The organism is Mycobacterium europaeum, from assembly GCF_034555895.2.
GTDB lineage: Bacteria > Actinomycetota > Actinomycetes > Mycobacteriales > Mycobacteriaceae > Mycobacterium > Mycobacterium europaeum.
The window spans coordinates 5,163,803-5,188,479 of sequence record NZ_CP157315.1 but is presented as its reverse complement, the minus strand read 5'-3'; the positions used below and the strand labels follow the sequence as shown (position 1 = coordinate 5,188,479).

General features: G+C 68.5%; 27 protein-coding genes, 1 tRNA gene and 1 other RNA gene. 16 read left to right on the top strand and 13 right to left on the bottom strand.

The window, feature by feature from the left end:
• Nucleotides 1-7: 7 nt before the first annotated feature.
• A complete protein-coding gene (locus tag U8D42_RS23965) occupies nt 8-355 on the bottom strand; it encodes a YbaB/EbfC family nucleoid-associated protein (protein ID WP_085241284.1) in 348 nt (115 codons plus the stop codon).
• A 98-nt stretch (nt 356-453) separates the two neighbouring features.
• On the opposite strand from U8D42_RS23965, the gene U8D42_RS23960 reads away from it, so the two are divergent.
• On the top strand, nt 454-1,215 hold the full coding sequence (locus tag U8D42_RS23960) for an Rv3717 family N-acetylmuramoyl-L-alanine amidase (RefSeq protein ID WP_322860813.1): 762 nt from the start codon (nt 454-456) through the stop codon (nt 1,213-1,215).
• Here U8D42_RS23960 and U8D42_RS23955 read toward each other — a convergent pair whose 3' ends face one another.
• Complete coding sequence (locus U8D42_RS23955) at nt 1,216-1,659, bottom strand: SRPBCC family protein (RefSeq protein ID WP_085241280.1); 444 nt, start codon at nt 1,657-1,659, stop codon at nt 1,216-1,218.
• A 67-nt stretch (nt 1,660-1,726) separates the two neighbouring features.
• Between U8D42_RS23955 and U8D42_RS23950 the strand changes: the two genes are divergently transcribed.
• Both U8D42_RS23950 and U8D42_RS23945 read left to right on the top strand, forming a co-directional pair.
• Nucleotides 1,727-3,118, top strand: coding sequence for an FAD-binding oxidoreductase (locus U8D42_RS23950; protein ID WP_208859302.1), 1,392 nt, complete (start codon nt 1,727-1,729; stop codon nt 3,116-3,118).
• On the top strand, nt 3,115-4,425 hold the full coding sequence (locus tag U8D42_RS23945; RefSeq protein ID WP_322860814.1) for a class I SAM-dependent methyltransferase: 1,311 nt from the start codon (nt 3,115-3,117) through the stop codon (nt 4,423-4,425). Before U8D42_RS23950 ends, U8D42_RS23945 begins: the two co-directional genes overlap by 4 nt.
• Here the strand turns inward: U8D42_RS23945 and U8D42_RS23940 are convergent, their stop codons facing one another.
• The 3 genes from U8D42_RS23940 to ffs all read right to left on the bottom strand — a co-directional run bounded on the left by U8D42_RS23940 (nt 4,426) and on the right by ffs (nt 7,824).
• On the bottom strand, nt 4,426-6,252 hold the full coding sequence (locus tag U8D42_RS23940) for a DNA polymerase III subunits gamma/tau (protein WP_322860815.1): 1,827 nt from the start codon (nt 6,250-6,252) through the stop codon (nt 4,426-4,428).
• 107 nt (nt 6,253-6,359) lie between these two features.
• The gene (locus tag U8D42_RS23935) at nt 6,360-7,652 is read right to left on the bottom strand and encodes an aminotransferase class I/II-fold pyridoxal phosphate-dependent enzyme (RefSeq protein WP_322860816.1); all 1,293 of its coding nucleotides are present in this window, start codon (nt 7,650-7,652) and stop codon (nt 6,360-6,362) included.
• Between the two features lie 75 nt (nt 7,653-7,727).
• Nucleotides 7,728-7,824, bottom strand: an RNA gene (gene ffs / locus U8D42_RS23930) — signal recognition particle sRNA small type.
• Between the two features lie 75 nt (nt 7,825-7,899).
• Between ffs and U8D42_RS23925 the strand changes: the two genes are divergently transcribed.
• Both U8D42_RS23925 and U8D42_RS23920 read left to right on the top strand, forming a co-directional pair.
• Nucleotides 7,900-7,985: transfer RNA gene (locus tag U8D42_RS23925), tRNA-Ser, on the top strand.
• A 92-nt stretch (nt 7,986-8,077) separates the two neighbouring features.
• Nucleotides 8,078-8,857, top strand: a complete 780-nt coding sequence (locus tag U8D42_RS23920; protein ID WP_322860817.1) for a hypothetical protein — start codon at nt 8,078-8,080, stop codon at nt 8,855-8,857.
• Here U8D42_RS23920 and U8D42_RS23915 read toward each other — a convergent pair whose 3' ends face one another.
• Both U8D42_RS23915 and U8D42_RS23910 read right to left on the bottom strand, forming a co-directional pair.
• Nucleotides 8,858-9,601 (bottom strand): enoyl-CoA hydratase/isomerase family protein, encoded by a 744-nt coding sequence (locus U8D42_RS23915; protein WP_085241273.1) that lies wholly within the window; start codon nt 9,599-9,601, stop codon nt 8,858-8,860. It lies immediately after the preceding gene.
• A 15-nt stretch (nt 9,602-9,616) separates the two neighbouring features.
• On the bottom strand, nt 9,617-9,997 hold the full coding sequence (locus tag U8D42_RS23910) for a hypothetical protein (RefSeq protein WP_085241272.1): 381 nt from the start codon (nt 9,995-9,997) through the stop codon (nt 9,617-9,619).
• 160 nt (nt 9,998-10,157) lie between these two features.
• Between U8D42_RS23910 and U8D42_RS23905 the strand changes: the two genes are divergently transcribed.
• The 3 genes from U8D42_RS23905 to U8D42_RS23895 are packed head-to-tail and all read left to right on the top strand — an operon-like array spanning nt 10,158 to nt 12,045.
• Nucleotides 10,158-10,307, top strand: a complete 150-nt coding sequence (locus U8D42_RS23905; protein WP_322860818.1) for a hypothetical protein — start codon at nt 10,158-10,160, stop codon at nt 10,305-10,307.
• Nucleotides 10,308-10,336: 29 nt separating this feature from the next.
• Entirely contained in the window at nt 10,337-11,404 is a 1,068-nt protein-coding gene (locus U8D42_RS23900; protein ID WP_167542638.1) for an NAD(P)H-dependent amine dehydrogenase family protein, read from the top strand.
• A complete protein-coding gene (locus U8D42_RS23895) occupies nt 11,401-12,045 on the top strand; it encodes a cutinase family protein (RefSeq protein WP_322860819.1) in 645 nt (214 codons plus the stop codon). The genes U8D42_RS23900 and U8D42_RS23895 overlap by 4 nt, the downstream gene beginning before the upstream one ends.
• 13 nt (nt 12,046-12,058) lie before the next feature.
• Here U8D42_RS23895 and U8D42_RS23890 read toward each other — a convergent pair whose 3' ends face one another.
• Complete coding sequence (locus U8D42_RS23890; RefSeq protein WP_167542613.1) at nt 12,059-12,211, bottom strand: hypothetical protein; 153 nt, start codon at nt 12,209-12,211, stop codon at nt 12,059-12,061.
• A gap of 60 nt (nt 12,212-12,271) precedes the next feature.
• Here U8D42_RS23890 and U8D42_RS23885 point away from each other — a divergent pair, with 60 nt between their 5' ends.
• From U8D42_RS23885 to U8D42_RS23870, 4 genes are all read left to right on the top strand, one after another.
• A complete protein-coding gene (locus U8D42_RS23885) occupies nt 12,272-12,445 on the top strand; it encodes a CsbD family protein (protein WP_055403166.1) in 174 nt (57 codons plus the stop codon).
• A 23-nt stretch (nt 12,446-12,468) separates the two neighbouring features.
• A complete protein-coding gene (locus U8D42_RS23880; protein WP_431523889.1) occupies nt 12,469-13,149 on the top strand; it encodes a cutinase family protein in 681 nt (226 codons plus the stop codon).
• Between the two features lie 27 nt (nt 13,150-13,176).
• The gene (locus U8D42_RS23875; protein WP_322860820.1) at nt 13,177-14,160 is read left to right on the top strand and encodes an SDR family NAD(P)-dependent oxidoreductase; all 984 of its coding nucleotides are present in this window, start codon (nt 13,177-13,179) and stop codon (nt 14,158-14,160) included.
• A gap of 65 nt (nt 14,161-14,225) precedes the next feature.
• Entirely contained in the window at nt 14,226-15,389 is a 1,164-nt protein-coding gene (locus U8D42_RS23870; protein ID WP_322860821.1) for a zinc-binding dehydrogenase, read from the top strand.
• Here U8D42_RS23870 and U8D42_RS23865 read toward each other — a convergent pair.
• Entirely contained in the window at nt 15,373-15,759 is a 387-nt protein-coding gene (locus U8D42_RS23865; RefSeq protein ID WP_322860822.1) for a PPOX class F420-dependent oxidoreductase, read from the bottom strand. The genes U8D42_RS23870 and U8D42_RS23865 overlap by 17 nt on opposite strands.
• Nucleotides 15,760-15,865: 106 nt before the next feature.
• Here U8D42_RS23865 and U8D42_RS23860 point away from each other — a divergent pair, with 106 nt between their 5' ends.
• Nucleotides 15,866-16,429, top strand: a complete 564-nt coding sequence (locus tag U8D42_RS23860) for a TetR/AcrR family transcriptional regulator (protein WP_322860823.1) — start codon at nt 15,866-15,868, stop codon at nt 16,427-16,429.
• Between the two features lies 1 nt (nt 16,430).
• Here the strand turns inward: U8D42_RS23860 and U8D42_RS23855 are convergent, their stop codons facing one another.
• A complete protein-coding gene (locus U8D42_RS23855) occupies nt 16,431-17,633 on the bottom strand; it encodes a cytochrome P450 (protein ID WP_085241264.1) in 1,203 nt (400 codons plus the stop codon).
• A 205-nt stretch (nt 17,634-17,838) separates the two neighbouring features.
• Between U8D42_RS23855 and U8D42_RS23850 the strand changes: the two genes are divergently transcribed.
• Together U8D42_RS23850 and U8D42_RS23845 are read left to right on the top strand one after the other, a co-directional pair.
• The gene (locus U8D42_RS23850; protein ID WP_322860824.1) at nt 17,839-19,155 is read left to right on the top strand and encodes a diaminopimelate decarboxylase family protein; all 1,317 of its coding nucleotides are present in this window, start codon (nt 17,839-17,841) and stop codon (nt 19,153-19,155) included.
• Nucleotides 19,152-19,910, top strand: a complete 759-nt coding sequence (locus tag U8D42_RS23845) for a rhomboid-like protein (RefSeq protein ID WP_085241260.1) — start codon at nt 19,152-19,154, stop codon at nt 19,908-19,910. The genes U8D42_RS23850 and U8D42_RS23845 overlap by 4 nt, the downstream gene beginning before the upstream one ends.
• Here U8D42_RS23845 and U8D42_RS23840 read toward each other — a convergent pair.
• A complete protein-coding gene (locus U8D42_RS23840) occupies nt 19,907-21,874 on the bottom strand; it encodes a glycoside hydrolase family 172 protein (protein ID WP_322860877.1) in 1,968 nt (655 codons plus the stop codon). The two genes, U8D42_RS23845 and U8D42_RS23840, sit on opposite strands and share 4 nt — an antisense overlap.
• 629 nt (nt 21,875-22,503) lie before the next feature.
• On the opposite strand from U8D42_RS23840, the gene U8D42_RS23835 reads away from it, so the two are divergent.
• The gene (locus U8D42_RS23835) at nt 22,504-22,635 is read left to right on the top strand and encodes a hypothetical protein (RefSeq protein WP_276327146.1); all 132 of its coding nucleotides are present in this window, start codon (nt 22,504-22,506) and stop codon (nt 22,633-22,635) included.
• Nucleotides 22,636-22,815: 180 nt separating this feature from the next.
• On the opposite strand, the gene U8D42_RS23830 is transcribed toward U8D42_RS23835, so the two are convergent.
• Nucleotides 22,816-22,956: a hypothetical protein gene (locus U8D42_RS23830; RefSeq protein WP_322860825.1), complete on the bottom strand. Its 141-nt coding sequence runs from the start codon at nt 22,954-22,956 to the stop codon at nt 22,816-22,818.
• Between the two features lie 665 nt (nt 22,957-23,621).
• Nucleotides 23,622-24,665, bottom strand: coding sequence for a non-homologous end-joining DNA ligase (gene ligD / locus U8D42_RS23825; RefSeq protein WP_322860826.1), 1,044 nt, complete (start codon nt 24,663-24,665; stop codon nt 23,622-23,624).
• Nucleotides 24,666-24,677 lie beyond the last annotated feature (12 nt).

The following is a 24,677-nucleotide window of genomic DNA, read 5'->3' as shown; positions in this document are numbered from 1 at the left end:
GGAGGATCTAGAGCTCCGGCGCCGGGGCCGGAGGCTGGCCGGGGGGCGGCCCGCCCAAACCGCCGGCCAGCGCGCCCAGCCGTTCCTGCGCCATGCGGGTGACCTGCTTGGAGGCGTCGGCCATGGCGCCGACGATCAGGTCCTGCAGCGTCTCGACGTCGGCGGGGTCGACGACCTGGGGATCGATCCGCACCGCGACCACCTCGCCGCTGCCCTTCACCGTCACGTTGACCAACCCGCCGCCGGCCTGCCCGTGGATCTCGGCGTTGGCGAGCTGTTGTTGGGCTTCCATCAACTTCTGCTGCATCTGCTGCGCCTGGGCCAGCAGCGCCGACATGTCGCCTCCGGGTTGCATGACAGTCCCCTCGCATCTTGGTCTCGACTTGGTTTCGCCTGCGGGTGTCCGGCGATTCGAAACACCCAGCGTAGACCGCGCGAGGCTACCTTTGCGCCGTGGACCTACGAGTGAGCAGGCGTGTCGGCGTCAGGTTGGTCATCGGTGTGCTGGTCGCCGCTTCGACGGCGATCACCCCGGCCGCGTGGGGTGCCCCCTCCAACATCGCCGGGATGGTGGTCTTCATCGATCCCGGCCACAACGGCTCCAACGACGCATCGATTAGCCGTCAGGTGCCCACCGGCCGCGGCGGCACCAAGGACTGCCAGGCGAGCGGGACCTCGACCAACAGCGGCTACCAGGAACACACCTTCACCTGGGACACCGCGCTGCGGGTCCGCCAGGAGTTGAACGCCCTGGGCGTCCGGACCGCCCTGGCGCGCGGGAACGACACCGGGCTGGGCCCGTGCGTCGATGAGCGCGCCAACATGGCCAACGCGCTGCACCCGAACGCGGTCCTGAGCATCCACGCCGACGGCGGGCCGGCGTCGGGCCGGGGCTTCCACGTCAACTACTCGGCCCCGCCCCTCAACCAGGTGCAGGCCGGGCCGTCGGTGCAGTACGCGCGGATCATGCGCGACCAGATGCAGGCCTCCGGGATCCCGCCGGCCAACTACATCGGCCAGAACGGTCTCTACGGGCGCTCGGATCTGGCCGGCCTGAACCTGGCGCAGTACCCGTCCATCCTGGTCGAGTGCGGCAACATGAAGAACCCCGCGGATTCGGCGCTGATGGAGTCGGCGGAGGGCCGGCAGAAGTACGCCGACGCGATGGTCCGCGGCGTGGCGGGCTTCCTGGCCTCCCAGGGCCAGGCGCGCTAGCTAGGCCGAGCCCTCCAATTCGTTCTTCAGGTTGGCCAGCACCTCGCCCTGAATCCTCTTCAGCCCCAACGGCGCAAACGTCTTCTCGAAGAACCCCTTGACGCCGCCCGCGCCGGTCCAGGTGGTCTTCACGGTGACGCTGGACCCGGGCCCGGCGGGGGCCACCGTCCAGTTGATGATCATCGACGAGTTCGCGTCCTTCTCGATGACGGAGTGGCCGGCGACGTCGACGTCGACCTGCACGTCGCGGACGCGGGATTTGGTCGCCTGCAGCTTCCATTTCGCCACCGTGCCCGCGCCCTGGCCGCCCTGCAGCACCTGGTAGTCGCTGTACTGAGGGGACAGAATCTTCGGGCGCATCTTTTGATAGTCCGCGACGGCCGCCAGGGTGGCGGCCGGCTCCGCGTTGACCAGAATTGTGCTGGCAGCACTCACCTGTCCCAAGACAAACTCCTGAAGTTATGCCGCCCGCGCGCGGGTGCACGGGCTGTGGTCGAAGACTAGGGTATATGTGGTGCCTGTCCCTGGATCTGCACTCTCGGCGCACAAGTCGGGCGTTGACCGGTTGATGGCGAGTTATCGATCCATCCCCGCGACGTCCGCCGTCCGGCTCGCCAAACCGACGTCAAACCTGTTCCGCGCCCGCACTAAACGCGACGCCCCGGGCCTGGACACGTCCGGGCTGACCGGCGTGCTGAGCGTCGATCCCGAATCTCGCACCGCCGACGTGGCCGGCATGTGCACCTACGAGGATCTGGTCGACGCGACGTTGCCTTACGGCCTTTCGCCGCTCGTCGTCCCGCAACTGAAGACCATTACCCTCGGCGGCGCCGTCAGCGGCCTGGGTATCGAGTCGGCGTCGTTTCGCAACGGCCTGCCCCACGAATCGGTGCTGGAGATGGACATCCTCACCGGCGCCGGCGATTTGCTCACCGCGTCGCGCACCCAGCACCCCGACCTCTTCCGCGCCTTCCCGAATTCCTATGGGACGCTTGGCTATTCAACCCGGTTGCGGATCGAGCTGGAGCCCGTCGCGCCGTTCGTGGCGTTGCGGCACGTCCGGTTCCGCTCGCTGCCGGCGCTGGTCGCGGCGATGGAACGCATCATCGACACCGGCGGGCAGGGCGGCACCCCGGTGGACTATCTCGACGGGGTGGTGTTCAGCGCCGACGAAAGTTACCTCTGCGTGGGCCGGCGAACCACCACCCCCGGCCCGGTCAGCGACTACACCGGCAAGGACATCTACTACCAGTCGATCCGGCACGACTCCGCGGGGGTGGAAGCCACCAAGGACGACCGGCTGACCATCCACGACTACCTCTGGCGCTGGGACACGGACTGGTTCTGGTGCTCGCGCGCCTTCGGCGTGCAGAACCCCCGGCTACGGCGGTGGTGGCCGCGGCGCTACCGGCGCAGCAGCGTCTACTCCAAGCTCGTCGCCATGGACCAGCGCTTCGGTATCGCGGACCGGATCGAGAAGCGCAACGGCCGGCCCCCGCGTGAGCGGGTGGTCCAGGATGTCGAGGTGCCGGTCGAGCGGACCTGCGACTTCCTGGAGTGGTTCCTGGGCAACGTGCCCATCACCCCGATCTGGCTGTGTCCGCTGCGCCTGCGCGACGACGAAGGCTGGCCGCTGTATCCGATGCGGCCCGACCACACGTATGTCAATGTCGGGTTTTGGTCCTCGGTGCCGGCGGGCACCACCGAAGGGGAAACCAACCGCGCGATCGAAGCGAAGGTGAGCGAACTCGACGGTCACAAGTCGCTGTATTCCGACTCCTACTACACCCGCGAGGAATTCGACGAGTTGTACGGCGGCGAGGCCTACAACACCGTCAAGAAAACCTATGATCCCGATTCCCGTCTCCTCGACCTCTACGCAAAGGCGGTACAGCGGCGATGACGACCACCAAAGAACCCCACCGCGCCCCGGCCCGAAAAATGAGCATGGCGGAGATCCTGGAGGTCTTCGCCGCGACCGGGCGCCATCCGTTGAAGTTCACCGCCTACGACGGCAGCACCGCGGGCAGCAAGGACGCCGAACTGGGCCTGGACCTTCGGACCCCGCGCGGCGCCACCTACCTGGCCACCGCTCCCGGGGAGCTCGGCCTCGCCCGCGCATACGTGGCGGGCGACCTGGACCTGTACGGGGTCCACCCCGGTGACCCCTACGAACTCCTCAAGACGCTGACCGACCGCGTCCAGTTCAAGCGGCCGCCCGCGCGGGTGCTCGCCCACGTGGTGCGTTCGATGGGCCTGGAGCGGCTGGTGCCGATCGCCCCGCCGCCGCAGGAGACCCCGCCGCGGTGGCGGCGGATCGCCGACGGGCTCATGCACACCAAGACGCGCGACGCCGAGGCCATCCACCACCACTACGACGTGTCCAACACCTTCTACGAATGGGTGCTCGGCCCGTCGATGACCTACACGTGCGCCGCCTATCCCCACGCCGACGCGACGCTGGAAGAGGCCCAGCAGAACAAGTACCGGCTGGTCTTCGAGAAGCTGAGGCTGCAGCCGGGCGACCGGCTGCTCGACGTCGGCTGTGGCTGGGGTGGCATGGTGCGCTTCGCCGCGCGCCGCGGGGTCCGGGTGATCGGCGCCACCCTGTCGAGCGAGCAGGCGAAGTGGGCGCAGCGCGCGATCGAGGACGAAGGGCTGACGGACCTTGCCGAGGTCCGGCATTCGGACTACCGCGACATCGGCGAGCGCGGGTTCGACGCCGTGTCCTCCATCGGGCTGACCGAGCACATCGGCGTCAAGAACTACCCGGCCTACTTCGGTTTCCTGAAGTCGAGGCTGCGCACCGGCGGCCTCCTGCTGAACCACTGCATCACCCGCCACGACAACAAGTCGACCTCGTTCGCGGGTGGCTTCACTGATCGGTACGTCTTCCCCGACGGGGAGCTCACCGGCTCGGGCCGCATCATCACCGACGTCCAGGACGTCGGCTTCGAGGTGCTGCACGAGGAGAACTTCCGGCAGCACTACGCGATGACGCTGCGGGACTGGTGCCGCAACCTGGTCGAGCACTGGGACGACGCGGTCGGCGAGATCGGGCTGGCCACCGCCAAGGTGTGGGGCCTGTACATGGCGGCCTCTCGGGTGGCCTTCGAGCAGAACAACCTGCAGCTGCACCACGTGCTGGCGGCCAACGTCGACGCCCGGGGCATCGACCGGCTGCCGCTGCGGCCGTGGTGGACGCCCTAGCTAGCCCCCGTCGATCCGGCGCGCACCCAGCTCGTTCTGTAGCAGCTCGAGCGCGACCTCCTCGGGGTCGCGCCGCGGCCCCGACGACTCCGCGCGGCCGGCCTCGGCGAGCATGTGTTCCTCTTCGTCGTCGCGTCGGGCCACCTCGGGCGCCGGCTCTTCGACCCTCGTGGGCGGCGGGGCTGATTCGACCGGCACGGCCGCGCCCACCTCGCACCGCACCCGCCAGTTGACGCCCAGCGCGTCCTTGAGCGCCTCGGCGATGACGTCGGCGTTGCGCTGTTCGCACAGCCGCTTGGCCAGTGGGGCCGACGAATGCGTCAACACCAGCGTGTTCTCCTCGAGCGCGCGGACGGTGGCACCCGCCAGCATGACCTCGGTGGTGCGGCTGCGCTGGCGCACCTTGTCGCGCACCGTGGGCCACATGGATCGCACGGCGGCGGCGTTGAGTTCGCCGGGCGCGGCGGCCGGCTCGGCGATAGGCGCGGGGGCCGGCTCGGGGGCCGGCGGCACCGGGACCGGTTCCGGGACAGACTCCGGCCTGGGAACGGGCGGAGCGGACCGGGGCGGGACGTGTTCCTTGGGCGGGGCCGGCTCCCTGCGGGGCCGCGCGGGTGCGGCCACCGCCGGGTGCGGCGGGTGCGCGGCGGCCGCCTCCGAGGCGGGAATGGACATGTCGAGCCGGGTCTCGATCCGCTCGACGCGCTGCAACAGGGCCGACTCGGTCTCGCTGGCCGAGGGCAACAGCAGCCGCGCGCAGACGACTTCGAGCAGCAGGCGGGGGGCCGTCGCGCCGCGCATCTCGCCGAGCCCCGCCTGCACGACCTCGGCGTAGCGGGTCAGGGTGGCCGGCCCGAGGCGGCTCGCCTGGTCCCGCATCCGGTCCAGCACGTCCTCCGGCGCGTCCACCACGCCGCGGCTGACCGCGTCCGGCACCGCTTGCAGCACGAGCAGATCGCGGAACCGCTCCAGCAGGTCGGTGGCGAAGCGCCGCGGGTCATGGCCGGCATCGATCACCGACTCCACCGCACCGAACAACGCGGCGGCATCCCCGGCGGCGAGGGCGTCCACGGCGTCGTCGATCAGCGCGACGTCGGTGGCACCGAGCAGGCCGAGCGCCCGCGGGTATGTCACGTGCGCGCCCTCGGCGCCCGCCAGCAGCTGATCGAGCACCGACAGGGTGTCGCGCGGGGAGCCGCCACCGGCCCGGATCACCAGGGGGAACACCGCGTCGTCGACCGCGACGCCCTCCTGTTCGCAGATCCGCCCGATCAACGCCCGCATGGTCTTCGGCGGCAGCAGCCGGAACGGGTAGTGGTGGGTGCGCGAACGGATCGTCGGCAGCACCTTCTCCGGCTCGGTGGTGGCGAAGATGAAGATGAGGTGCTCGGGTGGCTCCTCCACGATCTTGAGCAGCGCGTTGAACCCCGCGGTGGTCACCATGTGCGCCTCGTCGATGATGAACACCCGGTAGCGCGACTGCGCCGGCGCGTAGAACGCGCGGTCCCGCAGCTCCCGCGTGTCGTCCACGCCGCCGTGGCTGGCCGCGTCCAGCTCCACCACGTCGATGCTGCCGGGGGCGTTCGGCGCCAGCGCCGTGCAGGATTCACAGACCCCGCACGGGGTGGCCGTCGGCCCCTGGGCGCAGTTCAGCGACCGGGCCAGGATGCGCGCCGACGACGTCTTCCCGCAGCCGCGGGGACCGGAGAACAGGTAGGCGTGGTTGATGCGGCCGGCTTCCAGGGCGATCGACAGCGGTTCGGTGACGTGCTCCTGGCCCACCACCTCGGCGAAGGTTGCCGGTCGGTACTTGCGGTAGAGGGCCACGCTCAGCAGGCTACCGGCGTAGTCCGACTAGAGCTCGGCTGGCATCGAGTGCGCATCAGTGGCTTTCAGTGTGAATCCGGCGCGGGCTCGCCCGCGCGTCGTCGCCCTCAGCTCACACTGGATGCGGCGGAGACCAGCAACGACTCCGACGCCGCCAGCAGCGCGCAGGTGGCCAGCCCGTCGACCGCGTCGCGCAGGTCGGGCAGCGACGGGAAGGTGGGCGCGATCCGGATGTTCTTGTCCTCCGGGTCTTTTCGGTAGGGGAACGACGCTCCCGCCTCGGTCACGGCGATGCCCGCGTCCTTGGCCAGCGCCACGGTCCGGCGCGCCGTCCCCGGCAACACGTCGAGGCTGATGAAGTAACCGCCCTGCGGTTCGGTCCACGACGCGATCTTGGAGTCGCTCAGCCGCTTGTCCAGGATGTCCAGCGCCAGCTCGAATTTGGGCGCCAGGATCTGCTGGTGGCGCAGCATGTGCAGGCGCACCCCGTCGGCGTCGCGGAAGAAGCGCAGGTGTCGCAGCTGGTTGACCTTGTCCGGGCCGATCGACTTCTTCCCCGCGTACTGCAGGTACCACGCGATGTTGCCCAGGGAGCCGCCCAGGAAGCTCACGCCCGCGCCGGCGAAGGTGATCTTGGAGGTGGACGCGAACACATAGGGCCGGTTGGGGTTGCCGGCCTTGGCCGCCAGCCCCAGCACGTCGACCTGGTGGGTGAACTCGTGCGTCAGGGTGTGCACCGCATACGCGTTGTCCCAGAACAGCCGGAAGTCGGGCGCCGCCGTCCGCATCTGCACCAGCCGGCGCACCGTTTCCCACGAGTAGGTGATCCCGGTGGGGTTGCCGAACACCGGCACCGACCACATGCCCTTGATGGCGGGGTCGACGGCCACCAACTCCTCGATCAGGTCGACGTCAGGGCCGTCGGGCAGCATCGGGACGGGGATCATCTCGATGCCCATCGTCTCGGTGATGGCGAAGTGCCGGTCATAGCCGGGAACCGGGCACAGGAACTTGACGGCCGGTTCGTCCTTCCAGGGCCGCTGCGAGTCGACGCCGCCGTACAGCATCGAGAAGGCGACGAGGTCGTGCATCAGCTCCAGGCTGGAGTTGTTGCCGGCGATCAGGTTGGGCACTCCGATGCCGAGCAGCTCGCCGAAGATGGCCCGCAACTCGGGCAGGCCGTGCAGGCCGCCGTAGTTACGCGTGTCGGTGCCCTCGCTGTCGCGATAGTCGTCACCGGGCAGGCTCAGCAGCTGGTTGGACAGGTCGAGCTGCTCGGGCGCGGGTTTGCCGCGGGTCAGGTCGAGGGCCAGCTTCTTGGCCTGCAGGTTCGCGTAGTCCTGCTGGTTGCGCGCATGCGCAGCTGCCAACTCTTCGGGGCTGAGGGAATCGAAAGACACCACGGGCCCTTTCGCTGCTCATAGTGGCGATCGCAAGCGCGGCGAAGCCGGGCGCAGCGGGTCGCCACTCATCAAACATAGGGGACCCCGCGCACCCGACAGAGCCCATTGACCCTTGCTGCCTTCCGGCCCTGGGGGAGTTCACAGGATAGACGCCGCGCGGGGTCCACCGCGAGTGTAATACCCGGACCGAGGGAGCCGCCGAGCGCGTGGCGGCGGCGACGGCGGCCTCGGTTACCATGGCCACGGAGGATTCGCCTAGTGGCCTATGGCGCTCGCCTGGAACGCGGGTTGGGTTAACAGCCCTCGCGGGTTCAAATCCCGCATCCTCCGCAACTGGTCCGCCATGCGGACGTGCACGAATTGGTATGTATTCGGGTTGGCCGCCTTTAGGCTGGCGTGAACTCACCAGCATGAGGAGGGGTATGGGGCGCAAAATCGCCGTGCCGTGGCACCTGCTGTTCTCCCTCGCCGGCGGCGCCCTCTACTTCTTCTTCGTGTTACCCCGCTGGCCGGAGCTGATGGGTGACACCACCCATACGTTGGGGACGGCGCTGCGGATCACGACGGGTGCGCTGATCGCGTTGGCCGCGTTGCCGGTGGTGTTCAACCTGTTGCGGGTGCGCAAGCCGGAGCTGGGGACGCCGCAGCTGGCCCTGAACCTGCGGGTCGCCTCGATCGTGTGCCACGTGCTGGCGGGCGTGCTCATCATCGGCACGGCGATCAGCGAGATCTGGCTGAGCCTGGACGCGGCCGGCCAATATCTGTTCGCGATCTACGGCGCGGCCGCCGCGATCGCGCTGCTCGGGTTCTTCGCGTTCTACCTGTCGTTCGTCGCCGAGTTGCCCCCGCCGCCGCCGAAACCGATCAAGGCGAAGAAGCCCAAGGAGCGTCGGCGCCGCAAAGAGGCCGACGCCGAGGAAGACAGCGACGCCGAGGCCGCCGAGGAACCGGAGACCGAAGAGGCCGAAGAGGCCGAAGAGGCCGAAGAGGCCGGCGCACCGGAGGAGGCCGAGACCGTCAAGGCCGGGGGCGCGGACGCTACGGAGCAAGAGCCCGCCGAGTCCACCGGGGAGACCGAGGACGCGGAAGCGGACCAGGCCAGGTTGCGCAACCGCCGCCCGACGGGCAAGGGCTCGCATCGGATGCGGCGGCGGCGCACCCGGGGCGGCGTGGCCGTCGAAGAAGCCGTCGACGAGGACTGATCAGCCGCGTCGCCGCAGCCGCTCCACGTAGGCGGCGATGCGCCGCAGCGTCTCGTCGGCGCCCCACATCTGACGCACCTCGTCGTCGATGCCCCGGCCCTCGCGGATCCGCGCCATCGTCGGCGCCCGCAGCTGGGTTTTGGTCTGGCGGTATGCGCCGGCCGGGATGCCGCCGAGATCCGACGCCTCCGCCACGGCCTCCCCGAGGAGATCGTCGGCGACCACCCGATGCGCGAGCCCGCGGGCCACGGCCTCGGCCGCCCGATAGGTGCGGCCGCCCAGCAGCACTTCCTCGGCCTGGTCGCCGCAGGCGTAACGCATGACCTCCAGCGCGGCGACCGGGAAGGGCACCCCGACCCGCACCTCGGCCGCCCCGATCTGCGCCTCCGGGAGGATCAGGCGGCGGTCGCAGGCGCACGCCAGCACGCATCCGCCCGCGATGGCGGCGCCGTTGATCGCCGCGACGGTCGGGCCCGGGTAGGCGAACATCGCCTCGAACGCCGCGGACAGCGCCGGGACGAGCCGATCGGTGTAGCCGGAGCCGCCCTCGACCACGCGATTGAGGTCGACGCCCGCGCTGAACGCCCGGCCGGCTCCGGTGACGACCAGCGCGCCGGCGTCCGAACGCTCCAGGTCACGCACCGCCAAGGTCAGCTCGTCGAGCAACTCCACGTCCTGGGCGTTGACGGGACCCGATGACAGGGTCAGCACCTGAACGCTTCCCACGGTTTTGATGTCGATCATGGTCGCCTCCCCGGGTCAGCGGCTCACGGCCGCGATGACGACCGGAATGTCGGTGTTCTCGTCGGTGTGATAGCTCGCGCACACGCGGTGGTAGCCGTCGGCGATCTGTAGCGGGACACCGGTCGCGAAGTCCCCGCGCACCAGCAGGATGGGCGAGAGCGGTTGGCCCTTCTCGATTTTGGTCAGGTCGGCTGCGACGTGGGGATTGTCGGGGGGCAGCAGTGCCAACTGCGCCGCGCGCAGGATGTCTTTGGCCTTTCGATGCGTGACCGTTCCGGCCTTCAGCTTCTTGAGCACCTTCTTGACGGTGTTCGCGTCCGCGAGCATGGTGAGGTAGTCGGTCGCCGCCGGAAAGTCATGCGCCTCAGGCCTTTCCAGCCACTTCACGCTCAGCATCGCGGTCTCCCTTCCTCGGCGCCGACCCCGACGCAGCCTACCGGCTCGGCGCCGCGGAATTTGGGATCGGCAGCGTTCGAGGTCCTCGAACACCAGGGCCGCAGCCAGCGCATCCGCAGCGGAAACGCCGAGGAACCCCGGAAACCACGATTGGCCGGCGATGTCGGTGCCCGTCGGGGCCGAGACGACGGAATCGGCCGAAGCCCCCCGAACGCGTGCGGCGCCGGGCGCGGGCGCGGCCGGACCGACCGGCCGGCCGGCCGGCGACGCCTACCTCGCCGAAATTCTGGCGGCCGAATCCGCCTACTAACGACCGCCACGATTCCCTATGCTGAGCGAGTGCCAAACACCTATCGAGTGGTTCAGTGGAACACCGGCAACGTCGGCAAGAGCTCGCTGAAGTCGATCGTCGCCAACCCCACCCTGGAACTGGTGGGCTGCTTCGCGTGGTCGGCGGAGAAGGTCGGCCGCGACGCCGGCGAACTCGTCGGGATCGCGCCGCTGGGCGTGGCGGCCACCAATGATGTCGACGCGCTGCTCGCGTTGAAACCCGACTGCGTGGTCTACAACCCGATGTGGATCGACGTCGACGAGCTGGTCCGCATCCTGTCCGCGGGCGTGAACGTGGTGACGACCGCGTCGTTCATCACCGGGGGGAATCTCGGCGCCGGGCGCGAAAAGCTCGCCCAGGCCTGCGAGCAGGGCGGCGCCACCATCTTCGGCTCGGGGGTGAGCCCGGGTTTCGCCGAGTTGCTGGCCATCGTGTCGGCGATGGTGTGCAACCGCATCGACAAGGTCACGGTCAACGAGGCCGCCGACACCACGTTCTACGACTCGCCGGAGACCGAAAGGCCGGTGGGCTTCGGACAGCCGATCGACCACCCGGAGCTGCAGGCGATGGCGGCGAAGGGGACGGCCATCTTCGGCGAGGCCGTCCGCCTGGTGGGCGACGCGCTGGGCGTCGAGCTCGACGAGGTCAGGTGCGTGGCCGAGTTCGCCCAGACCACGGCCGATCTGGAGATGGCGTCGTGGACCATCCCCGCGGGATGCGTGGCCGGGGTGTACATCAGCTGGCAGGGCATCGTCGGCGACACCACGCTGATCGACCTGAATGTCCGGTGGCGCAAGGGCCAGACGCTCGAACCCGACTGGAAGATCGAACAGGACGGCTGGGTCATCCAGATCGACGGACAGCCGACGGTCACCACCAAGGTCGGCTTCCTGCCGCCGCCCTACTTCGAGGCCACGACGATCGAGGAGTTCATGGACCTCGGGCACATCATGACGGCGATGCCGGCGATCAACGCGATTCCGGCCGTGGTCGCCGCGGCGCCGGGCATCGTCACCTACGCCGATCTTCCGTTGACACTGCCGCGTGGGAACGCCTATGTCAGCATGAAGCGGTGAGTGCACACCACATCTTTCGCGTGCTTGGCGCCGCGCTCGCGCTGACGTCGGCCGGGTTGGGCGGGCCGCTCGACATCCCCGCCGCTCATGCCGACCCGTGCCCCGCCGTCGAGGTGGCGTTCGCCCGGGGCACCGGCCAGCCCCCGGGTGTCGGCAATGTGGGCCAGGCGTTCATCGACTCCCTCGGCTCCCAGCTCTCCGGGCGGTCGATGGGTGTCTACCCGGTCGATTACCCCGCGACCGAGGCCTTCGCCGCGAGCGCCCAGAGCGGTGCCGACAACCTGGTTGCCCACGTGCAGGACATGATCGGTCGCTGCCCCCACACCCGAATGGTGCTCGGCGGGTTTTCGCAGGGCGCCGGAGTGATCGATTTGGCCACACCGGCCATGCCAGCCCAGGCGGCCGACCACGTCGCGGCGATCGCCGTCTTCGGCAATCCGACGAGCGCACTCGCGAATCGCTTGTCGGGCGCCGTGTTCCCGCCGATCGGCCCGCCATACGCCGCGAAGACCGTCGACATGTGCGCCGCCGGCGACCCGGCGTGCTCCGATGGCTCCAACATCAACATCTTCGCGCACGCCTCGTATGTGCAGTCCGGGATGACGACGCAAGCCGCCGACTTTGTTGCCGCCCGGTTGTAGGGGTGGCCGGCCCCTAGCGGGGCGGGTCCGGGGACTCGGGCGGGGGCGGTGGCCCCGGCGGCGACTCCTTCAGATACCGGCGCAGCCGGAGCAGCTGGTTGACCACCATGCCGATGCCGAGCAGCATCAGCCCCACCACCACTGCCACCACGATCGCGGCGCTCACAAGCTCCATCATGGCAGGGCCGGGTTTCAACAGCTCCCGTTGCTGGGTAGCCACACCGGCATGAGTAACGAGGACAAGCTGAAAAACAAGATCGAGGACCTGGGCGGCCGGGCCAAGGAGGCCATCGGCAAGGCCACCGGGGACCACGAAACCCGCGACGAGGGCAGGGCGGACCAGGCGAAGTCCAGCCTGAAGGACGCCGGCGAAAAGGTGAAAGACGCCTTCAAGAAGTGAGCAGAATCGCCACGCTGCGCCGGCTGCCGGCGCTCGTCGGACTGGCGGCGTTGGTGGCCGGCGGGCTGGTCTCCAGCGCGCCGAGCCCGTCGGCATCCGCGGACCCGTGTCCCGATGTGGAGGTCGTGTTCGCCCGCGGGTCGGGCGAGCCGCCCGGCATCGGCGGCATCGGCGGGTCGTTCGTGGAAGCGCTGCGCTCGCAGATCGGCTCGCGATCGCTAGGCGTGTACCCGGTCAACTACCCCGCCAGCACCGACTTTTCGAACCCCAATTTCCCGCAAACGGTGATCGACGGCATCCGTGACGCCAGTGCGCACGTCGAGGCCACCGCCAAGAACTGCCCCAACACCCGCGAGGTGCTCGGCGGGTATTCGCAGGGCGCGGCCCTGGCCGGGTACGTCACCTCGGCGGCCGTACCGCCGGGGGTGCCGGCGTCGGCCGTGCCGCCTCCGATGCCGCCCGACGTCGCGAACCACGTCGCCGTGGTGACCCTGTTCGGGACACCGTCGCGTGACTTCCTGCAGAAGTACCACGCACCGCCGCTCGCCATCGGCCCGCTGTATCAGCCCAAGACCCTGGAGCTGTGCGCCCAGGGCGATCCGGTCTGCAGCACCGGCAGTGGCAACGACTTTGCCGCCCACGTGTCCTACGGCGTCAACGGCATGACCGGACAGGCCGCCAACTTCGCCTCCAGTCATCTGTAGGCCCGACGGTCCTGCAAAGATCGCAGCATGCGCGTTCTGATCACAGGCGGTACGGGATTCGTCGGCGGATGGACGGCCAAGGCCATCGCCGACGCGGGACACTCCATCCGGTTTCTGGTGCGCAACCCCGACAAGCTGGAGAGGTCGGTGGCCAAGCTGGGCGTGGACGTGTCCGACTTCGCCGTCGCCGACATCACCGACCGGATGGCGGTGCGCAAGGCGTTGGAGGGATGCGAGGCCGTCGTGCACAGCGCCGCCCTGGTTGCCACCGATCCGCGCCAGACGACGGAGATGCTCACCACCAACATGCAGGGCGCGCAGAACGTCCTCGGTCAGTCGGTCGAGCTGGGCCTGGACCCCATCATTCACGTCTCCAGCTTCACCGCGCTGTTCCACCCGAGCCTCGAGACGCTGAGCGCGGACCTGCCGGTGGTCGGCGGGGCCGACGGGTACGGCACGTCCAAGGCGCAGGTCGAGATCTATGCCCGCGGACTGCAGGACGCGGGTGCGCCGGTGAACATCACCTATCCCGGCATGGTGCTCGGCCCGCCGGTCGGCGACCAGTTCGGCGAGGCCGGTGAGGGCGTGCGGGCCGCCGTGCAGATGCACGCGATCCCGGGCCGCAGTGCGGCGTGGCTGATCGTCGACGTCCGCGATCTGGCCGCGCTGCACGCGGCGCTGCTGGAGCCCGGGCGCGGCCCGCGCCGCTACACCGCCGGTGGCCACCGGGTGCCGGCGGCCGAGCTGGCGGCCATGCTCGGCGAGGTTGCCGGGACGCCCATGGTGTCCGTCCCGATCCCCGACACCGCGCTGCGCGTGGCGGGGGCGGTGCTGGACGCGGCCGGCCGCTTCCTGCCGTTCGAGACGCCGTTCACCTGGGCGGGCATGCAGTACTACACGCAGATGCCGGCGTCCGACGACTCACCCAGTGAACGCGAACTCGGCATCACCTACCGGGATCCCCGGGAAACCGTGGCGGACACGCTGGCCGCCTACCGCGCGGCCACCTGAGGCTTCCCGCCTGCAGGGGACTGGTACGCCACACTCGCGGACACGAGCCGAACGGGGATAGCGCAATGAAAAGCGTGACGTGCACCAACGGGAAGCTGGATGTCGTTGACCAGCCGACACCCACGCCGGCCAAGGGCCAGCTGCTGATCGAGGTCCTCAGGTGTGGCATCTGCGGATCCGACCTGCACGCCCGCCACCATTGCGACGAGCTCGCCGACGTGATGGCCGAATCCGGCTACGACGCGTTCATGCGATCGGACCAGCACGTCGTCTTCGGCCACGAATTCTGCGGCGAGGTACTCGATTACGGGCCGGGCACGCGCAAGGCCCCGCGACCCGGCACCCCGGTCGTGGCCCTGCCGCTGCTGCGGCGCGGCAAGGAGGTGCACGGGATCGGGCTGTCGACCATGGCACCCGGGGCCTACGCCGAGCAGCTCCTCGTCGAGCGGTCGCTGACGTTCGCCGTGCCGAACGGGTTGTCCCCGCAGATCGCCGCGTTGACCGAGCCGATGGCCGTCGGGTGGCACGCCGTCCGGCGCGGCGAGGTGAAGAAGGGTGACGTGGCGATCGTGATCGGCTGCGGGCCAATCGGTCTCGCCGTGATCTGCATGCTCAAGGCGCACGGCGTGCGCACGGTGATCGCCAGCGACATCTCTGCGGGCCGGCGCGCGCTGGCGACGGCCTGCGGCGCCGATATCGTCGTCGACCCCGCGCAGGACTCGCCCTACGCGACCGAGGCCGGCGGCAAGCATCTGCAGGGCATTCTGGAGGCGTTCGACCTCGCGGTCGGCACGATCGAGAAACTGCAACGACTGCGGCTGCCGTGGTGGCACGTGTGGCGCGCCGCCGAGGCCGCCGGCGCGGCAACCCCCAAGCACCCGGTCATCTTCGAATGCGTGGGTGTCCCAGGAATCATCGACGGCATCATCGCCGGCGCACCGCTGTTCTCGCGTGTCGTCGTCGTGGGGGTCTGCATGGGATCCGACCACATTCGGCCGGCGATGGCGATCAACAAAGAGATCGACCTGCGCTTCGTGCTCGGCTACACGCCTCTCGAGTTCCGCGACACCCTGCACATGCTCGCCGACGGCAAGGTCGACGTCGCGCCGCTGATCACCGGGACGGTCGGGTTGGCCGGCGTCGAAGCCGCGTTTGATGCACTCGGTGATCCCGAGGCGCACGCGAAGATCTTGATCGATCCCAGCAGCGACGCTAGCCGGCCGGCTTGATCTCGAGCCCCACGTGCACCTTGTCGATGCCGCCCCGGACGATCGAGTGCGCGTAGAACCACCAGGCGTGGTACCAGTACCGCCTGAGCACGGCGTTGTAGACGCGGCGCGTCTCGGACTTCGGCAGCACCCGGGCCACGCCCTCGACCTCTTCGCTCTTGGGCTTGCCCAACGCGGCGCTCTTGGCGATCGTCACCCGAGGCGTGTTGTTGATCCGCTTGGTCTTCCACGACCCGTCGTCGGTGATCACCAGCAGCTTGTCGCCCTCCGGCACACCCCAGATCGGGGTCGGCTTGGGGCGGCCGTCCTTGGTGAACGTCGTCAGCAGCAGGTACTTGGATTGGATGACGTCGGAGAAACTGGGAGCCATTGTTCCTTCACTTTCTGAACGGTTGCCGTGAACCATTCCCCGGTCCTCGATCTTCTAATCAAGAGCCTTGTTGATTCTTGGCGACCGCCCAAATTAGGGTCCGGTGATGGCCAGGGACTCGACGACTCGGGACCTGCTGATCGACGCGACGGTTCAGGTCATGGTCGAGGAGGGGTACGCCGCGGCGACCTCGCGCCGGGTGGCCGCCCAAGCCGGGGTCAAAGCGGCGCTGGTGCACTACTACTTCCCCACGATGGACGAGCTCTACCTCGACGTCTTCAGGCGCGGGGCGGCCGCTTACCTCGATCGCCAGCAGGAGGCGCTGGCGTCCGATCGCCCCCTGCATGCCCTGTGGGACACCCTCGTCGCGCCCAAGGATGCCCGGTTGCTGCAGGAATTCATGGGACTTGCCAACCACCGCAAGGAGATCCGGGCCGAGATCGCGGCGTGGTCGGAGCGGTGGCGCGACATGCAGATCGCCGCGCTGGACGAGATCGTTCGCGAGAATGGCCTCGACGCAGTCGAATTCCCGCCGGCGGGTCTCGCGGTGGTCATCGCCGCGATCGGCCGCGCCGTCATCCTGGAGGATTCCCTCGGTGCCACGCGCGGCCACGCCGACGCCATCGCGCTGGTCAACCGACTCATCGACCGATACGAGGCGCCCACCTGACTCAGGGCAGGACCACCTGTAGCCGCTCCCAGCCCCGCACCGTCGACGTCGGCGCCAATCTCGCGGTGTCGTAGTCGATTTCCCACTCGGGCCATCTGTTGAGGATCTCGTCCAGCGCGACGCGGCCCTCGAGGCGGGCCAGGTTGGCGCCGAGGCAGTAGTGCACGCCCTTTCCGAACGTGATGTGCGAGATGTTGTCACGGCGGATGTCGTAGATGTCGGGATCGGTGTACCGGCGGTGGTCACGGTTGGCAGCGCCGAACAGCAGCAGCATGGCGCTGCCGGCCGGAACCGTGGTGCCGTAGCACTCGAAATCCCTCGCCATCCAGCGGGCGACGTGCGGTCCCGTCGGTTCGAATCGCAGCGTCTCGTCGACGGTGCGGGTCAGCAGCGACCGATCCTGGTAGACCGCGCGCCGCTGATCGGGATGCTCGGCGAGCACCTTGGCCAGCCAGCCGATCAGCCGGCCCGTCGTCTCGTTGCCCGCCCCGGCGACCACCTGCGTGTAGTGCAGCACCTCCTTGCGCGTCAGTTTCCGGTGCACACCGTGCTCGTCGTCGAACTCGACGTTGAGCAGCGTCGTCATCAGGTCGTCGGAGGGGTTCTTGGACCGCCATTCCACGTAGTCGGCGTAGATCCGGCCGTCGGCGATCGCGTCGGCGTCCGCGACCTTCAGCGGTGCGCCCGGTTTGGTGCGCAGGTTGGCGTCGTTGGCGTCGCGCACCGAAACCTGTTCGGACTCCGGGATTCCCAACAGCATCCCGATCACCCGCATCGGCATCATCGAGGCCAGCTCGGCGATGATGTCGAAGCCCCCGGAACCGACCAGCGGGTCCAGACACCGCACGCAGTATCGGCGGATCTGGTCCTCGAGTGCCGCCATCCGGCGCGGGGTGAACACGCGCGACATCAGGCCGCGCAGCCTGGTGTGCTCCGGCGGATCCTGGAACATCATCACCCCGCCTGGCATGTCGAACTTGGACTGGATGAGCTCGAGGATGTCACTGCGCTTGTTGGAGAACGTCTCCCAGTTGGCCAGCGCCCGCTCGACGTCGGAATGCCTTGACAATGCCCAGAAGTCGTAGCGCTCGTTGTAGTAGATCGGCGCCTCTTCGCGCAGCCGCGCGTAGGTCGGGTACGGGTCGGCGATGATGCCGGTGTCATAGGGGTCGTAGTAGACGTCCGTGCCGCTGGTGACCGTCATCGCTGCTTTTCACCTCCACTTTGGGCGATCGCCCAAATTCCTGGCGAACCCATGTCTAGCAGCGGGGACCGGGGCAGTCAAGACGCCCGCGCGGTGATCGCCCCGTTCGCGCCCGGTGTTCCGGATCTGTGAAGATCTACCGCCCGGGTGTGAAGGCTTCGTTAAGAGCGCGGCACGCGTGCGATCCGACCGGCACCGTGGAGGTATGACGCTCTTCGAGCTGCTTCCCTCGGTGAGGCACGGGCTGAACCCGCACCTCGATCGCGCGGTCTGGCCGCTGAGCGCCTACGTCGACGACCGGGGCCGGCTGTGCGTGGGCGACGTGGCCGCCGACGATGTCGCCGCCGAGTTCGGCACCCCCACCTACGTGGTGGACGAGGAGGATTTCCGGGCGCGCATCCGCTGCTATCGCGCGACGCTGCCCGACGCCGAGCTGATCTACGCGGGCAGGGCGCTGTTGAGCGTCGATGTCGCGCGCTGGGCCGCGGACGAAGGGGCCGGCGTCAACGTGTGCTCGGCCGGCGAGCTGGCCACCGCCCTGGCCGCCGACGTCCCGCCGGCACAAATCATCCTGGACGGCGTCATCACGGCGGCCGAGCTGTACGACGCGGTCGCCGCCGGGGTCGGGCGGATCGTCATCGACACGCCGAGCGAGGTCTCGCTGCTCGCCTGCCGGGTGCGTCACCCCCAGCGTGTCCTGCTCGGCGTCATCCCCGACGTCGGGGCCGTCGACCAGAAGTTCGGCTTCGCCTTGTCGGGTGGCCTGGCCGCCGGCGCCATCAGACGCGTCCTGGGCCAGCCGTGGCTGAATCTGGTGGGTCTGCACTGCCGGCTGGGATCGCAGCTGAGCGACGCCGCGCGTTACGGTGAGGCGATCCGCCAGATGATCGGCGTGATGGCCGAGGTCCGCGACCGCCATCAGGTCGTGCTCACCGAACTCAACCTCGGCGGCGGACACGGTGTCCCCTACCTTTCCGGCGACCCGGAACTCAACCTGCGGTCGCTTCGGGCCACCATCGACGCCGCACTCGAATCCGCCTGTGCGGACTACGAATTCCCGCGCCCGAAAATCGTGATCGAGCCGGGCCGGGCCATCGCCGCGCGCGCCGGGATGATGCTGTGCCGGGTGATCGCCGTCAAACGGCAGCCCGGCGGGCACACCTTCGTCGCGGTGGACGGCGGCACGGGCGACATCCCCGGCACCGAGCGGCCCGGCGCGAAACACACGGTGGCTCTGGCCAATCGGCACCGGCCAACCGCGACCGCACCCGTCACGGTCGTGGGCCGGCATGGCGACGGCGACGAGATCGCCCGCAACGTCGCGTTGCCCGCGGACATCCGGCCCGGGGACCTGCTGGCGGTGGCCTGCACCGGCGCCTATCAGCACTCGACGGAGTCGAGTCGCAGCCTGGTGGGCCGCCCGCCGCTGGTCGCGGTCTCCGGCGGCCGGTCCCGGGAACTGGTGCGCCGGGAGACCGTGGCCGACCTGCTGGCCCGAGATCGCGGCTGGAACGGCCAATGACGGCGCCCGGCAATCAGGCTCGGCTGCGTGCCGACCGGTTGCGCGTCACGGCGGCGTACGCCTTGTTGCTGCTCGCGGTCTCGGTCACCCTGACGGCGCTGGGTGCGCGCACCCGGGCCGCCGTCGTCCGCGAAATGAGCACCAACCTGCACAACCTGGCGCACGGCCACCTGGGCAGCCTGGTAGGTAGCGCGTTCGTCAGCGACGGCGGCGACGTCTATCTCTGGTTGCCCGGGCTGGTGTGCTTGCTGGCGCTGGGCGAACTCATCTGGCGCGGCAGGGGTCTGTTGGTCACCTTTGCCGTCGGCCACATCGGCGCCACCGTGATCGTCGCGGTCGGTCTGGTCGCGGCGGTGGAGACGGGATGGCTGCCGTTCTCGGTCGCGCGGGCCACCGACGTGGGGATCAGCTACGGCGCGGCATGCGTGCTGGGCGCCCTGACCGCATCGATACCGTTGCGCTGGCGTGCGGCCTGGGTCGGGTGGTGGCTGGGTGTCGCGCTGGTGGCGACGGCCGACGCGGACTTCACCGCGTTCGGTCACGTGCTGGCACTGCTGCTGGGCATGGGCTTGTCGTTCCGGTTGCCGTCGATCGCGCGCTGGACGCCCGCGCACGCGGCCTTGCTCGCCGTCGGCGCCACCTTCGGCTATTTCGTGCTCTCCGGGTGGTCGTCGCCGGTGGCGGCCCTCGGTGGGTTGGCGGGCGTGGTGGCGGCCCTCCTCGCCACCCGGGTGATGCGGTCGGCGCCCGTCTAGTCGGTTGGCCCCGAGAGTGTTTCCACCTGATAGCGGCTCGCCGTCCAGGGCGGGGAATCGGGCGCGGGCGTGAGGGTGACCGTCAGCTGCGCCTTGCCTGCGGTTGCCGACGGCGGCAACAGGTAGGTGTCGTCGAGCCAGCGGTGAAAAGTGTTGGCCCGCGGCTGCAGCCAGTTCCCGACCGGAACGCCGTCGATGGCGACGTCCGCGGATTGGAAGCCGTCCGCTTGGTCCGACGTGCGGCGCAACAGGATGCCGCGGTTGCCCGGGTCGGTGTCGACGTGAAAGGTGATCGCGGCGTTGGTGGCGCGGACCGACCCGACGACCGGACGGGTGTCTTCGGCGCCCTCGTATTCGCTGACCAACAACCGGTCCGAGGCGTCGGCGTCGGCGTAGCCGTGCAGGAACCGGCTGACGGGGTCGGCGGGGCGGAGCTCGTCGCCGGGCGCCAGCGTGTCATTCGGTTGTGTGTAGAGGAAAGCGGTTGAGCTGTAATCGGGTTGGACCATGTTGCGTTTGCCGTGCTCGATGCCGAAGCGGAGCGCGGAGTGGTAGTCGATGGTGTCGGCGAGCATGAGCCGGTAGACGGCGACGCAGTAGTCCGGGCAGCCGGCGGTGGCGGTGCGCCGATCGGGTTGTCCGGTGAGCGGGTCGGTGAAGCGGGTGCCGTCCTTGAAATACCAGCCGCCCTCGTAGAGGTCCTCGGTGCCGGTGCCATACCACTGCGGCGACGCGGCGCCGTCGGCGTACACGCGCTCGGCTCCTTCCAGAAAGTACGGAGCGGCGTCGCTGAACGCGGTCTTGATCCGGAAGCCGCGAATGGTGTGGCTGACACCCACGAACTTCCCGTGGCCCCGTTCGTCGGCGAACAGCCAATCCTGGCCCGGCATCGTCGGCGCGGCGTGGGACCGGGCAGTGAAATAGCCGGCGCGACCGGTGGCCAGCGCAGGCGCCCAGCGGGCGTCGGGCGTGATCGTCACGTCGGTCGCGATTGCGTCTACCGGTTCGTCGGTGGTGTTCACGAGGGTGATGCGAGCGTCGTGGGCGAAGGGCATCGGCCACCACGCGGACAAGGACAACGATCCTCCCGGGTCGGGGACCGCGGCGAACATCAGCGACCGCACGGTGGCGACGCCGAGTCCGGCGCCGAAGAATTCCCCGAGTGGGGAGTCGACCGTGGTCCGGCCGTCGAAGTCCATCTGCAGCCGTAGGCCACCCAGGAGTTGGTCCGTGGGTTCGGGGAGTTGCAGGCGTATCGCCGAAACGCCGGCCGGGCCGGTCGCTTCCGCGATCGTCACCTCCGCCCCGGCCGGCAGTTCGACTGTCCGCTTGTCATGAGCGCCGGCGGGTCCGGCCGGTTTGGGATCGGCCGTGCCCGCCTTGCGCAGCGTGGCGAGCACGTCGCGGGCCGGGTCGGCGGGCGAGAAGGTGGTCACGCCGTCGGCCGTCGGGAATTGACGGTAATCGACGTGGTAGTACTCGACGTTCGATGCGACGCTGACGCGCATCGACTGGCGGTAGGGCATGGGCACCTTGACGTACACCCCGCCCGGCGACTGAGTCGCGTTGGCCACCAGTGGCCATTCGAATGGCGCGCCCAGCGCACCGTTGACGACCGACTGCAGCGGAGCGTCCAAGACCGTCCGTCCGTCCAGTTCGACGCGGATGTTTCCGATCCGGGTCACCTTGCCACCGTCACGGGTGAGCCAGATCGAATCCACCTCGCCGGCGCCACGATCCTCCGCGATGACGCAGCCGGCACCGCCGTCGGCCAAACACCCCCCGGTGCCGTTGCGATTTCCGGTGGAGAGGTCGAAATCGCCACCGCTGCGATCGAAGCTGGAAAGCTGCAAGGCCTGGGTGTCGGAGCGTAGATACGGCAACCGATCCAGTCGGCGGTAAGTGTCCCAGCCGATCAGCCGGTCGCCGGTGCCGCTCGGCTCAGCCGGCGCTTGCGCCGCCATGGTGACACCTGCCGCCGACAGCGCGAGGGCCGAGACCACGCACCACGCACGAATTGCCACAGGCATAGCGGCAAAGTTTACTTTTCCCGGTCGGGTTGGCCGAATTTGAAATCTAAGTCCGGATCCGCTGCGGCGTGGCGCGCCTGAAATGCATTCAACCTACGAAGAAGGTGGCAAGAGCGAAGCTGGCGGTGCGGTCCGTGCGCTCGGTGCCGACGCGCCCAACCGAGTTGACCGGCACGATATGCCTCGACATTACCCATACCAAGAGACGCTGCAAGTGCGGATTTCAAGACCTACGGTACGTATCTCGGCTCGCACGAATGCGTTTGGCATCGGTTGAATCGCTTTAGATACAGGCCGGATGGTATGCGCTTCATGTCGTGACCCGTTTACCCCATGTGGAACTTCGCCCGAAGAAATGAATGCCAAATAGGTTGAAAGCCGCCCGCCGGCAGCGGATTTGACCTCGCGGCGCGCGGCGGTTCAGCCAAAGGCCATGGCCCGCTTCCAGACTATCGACGTGTGGATCGCCGGAAATTTGGTGAATCCCATCGTGTTCCGCATTGCACTCACGTAATATTGCTCACCTCGGGCGTACATCTTCCCTCTAACGGATGGAGTGGTTCATGTCACGCATGAAGTACAAGATTGCTCTCGGCCTGATCCTGGCCGCCACCGCATTGGCCAGCTCCGGTTGCACGGTACCGCTGACCATCGACTGCAGCACGGCCACGACCGGAATAACCTGCACGGGATAGGCCGCAAGCTTTCGAGGGGGTTGCGCTACTGGCACGCCCTACTCGGCGTGGTCCGCTCATAGACCCACCGAGAGGCACGTCGTTGCCTAAGCGTGCCAGTCAGCGCACCCCGCCTTGCTGCCATCTGGATTGATGAGGACGCTTGGCTATCAAGCGTTTCGGCAGCAGTAGGCACCTGGCTCACTTCTTGCTGGCTTGCCTGCGGGAAAGGCGAAGTGAAGCCGTGCCGGTTCCCGCACACTCGACTTTTGGGGTGCGCAAGGTGTCGGAACCCGTTGATTCGTTGCGGCGTTCGCCGAGCCGAGCCAGCGCATCGGTCACTGTGACGAATCTCTTCCATGTTGTGGCACAAGGGAATCGAGCCCACCACCTTTCGCGAACAGGTTGTCGTGCATTCATCGACTGGTGGGAAATCAGCCCAAATTCGTTGAATCCCACACCATTCCGCATTGGGCTCACGTAAAATAGCTTCCCTCGGGCGAAACATTTGTTCATTGGCGAACGGAGTGTTCATGTCTCGTTTGAAGTACAAAGTCGTTCTCGGCCTGGTCCTGGGCTTCACCGCATTGACAAGCTCCGGATGCACGCTGCCTACCATCTCGTGCACCAGCAGCACTACTGGGATCAGCTGCACGCCTTAGAGCTGCCCCCAAGGCATCACCAGTTCACGGTTGGCCGCCGTCGCGCCGTCGGGTGGCGGCGGCCAACCGTCCCCCCGTACGACGCGCCTCGCTATGTTGAAGTGACTTGTGCCTCAAGCCTTCCCGATGGTCCGGCGCGCCGCTCTCGGGCGCGTCCTTGCGGAGCAGGTCCGGCGCCACGGCCGGCCGGCAGCAGGAATCTCCTGAAATCTGCGCTGTTGTCTCGCCAGGGCAGACAGTCAGCAGTAGAGTTGTGCTGAAAGTTGTTGCCCCAGAAGCGTCGGGTCCGCCAGGTGACTTCGAGGGGTCGTTTCTGGGGCACAACAACCACAGGGTCTCGACCCGTCAGCGGCCGCCATCCCCCTTCAGGTCCGTATCCCGGCTCGGCTGAACGCGTTTCGGCTCGCCGGGCATTTTCGGGTAGTTCGGCGGATACGGCATGTCCCCCAGTCCGCGCTCCTCGTCGTGCTCGGCCATTTCCAGCAGGGGCGCGATCGACTGCGCCGCGTCGTCCATTGCCGCCCAAGGGTCTTCGCGCCCCTTCATCAGGTCGGGAACGGACGCGATGGTGTAGTCGTCGGGTTCGGCGCTCGCCAGCTCGTCCCAGCTGAGCGGCGTCGACACCGTCGCCGTCGGGGTTGGCCGCACCGAGTAGGCCGACGCCATGGTGCGATCCCGCGCGTTCTGATTGAAGTCGATGAAGATGCGCTCGCCGCGCTGCTCTTTCCACCACGACGTGGTGACCTCCTCGGGCGCGCGGCGCTCGATTTCGCGGGCCAGCGCGATGCCGGCGCGCCGCACCTCGGTGAAGTCCCACTCGGTGGCGATCCGCAGGAAGACATGGATTCCCCGGCCGCCGGAGGTTTTGGGGTAGCCCACCAGACCGAGCTCGTCGAGTAACGGCCGCAGCACGTCGACGGCAACCGTACGCGCCTGCGCGAAGGCGACACCGGGCTGAGGATCCAGGTCGATGCGCAACTCGTCGGGATGGTCGGTGTCCGGGCAACGCACCTGCCAGGGATGCAAGGTGATGGTGCCCATCTGCGCCGCCCACACGATCGCCGAGGGGTGCGTGACCTTGAGCGCGTCCGCAGTGCGTCCCGAGGGAAACGTCACGCGGCAGGTCTGCAGGTAGTCGGGATGGTGCCGGGGGATGCGTTTCTGGTAGATCTCCTCGCCGTCGATGCCATCCGGGAACCGCTGCAGATGGGTCGGCCGGTCGCGGAGCGCGGCGAGCATCGGGCTTCCGGCTGCAACGGCCACGGTTCGGTAGTACTCCACGAGTCGCCGCTTGGTGCCTTTGGAGCCCAACTCGGGGAAATAGACCTTGTCCGGGTTGGTCAGGCGCACCGCAATACCGTCGACGTCGAGCTCTTCTGCAGCAGCCATACCGACGATTCC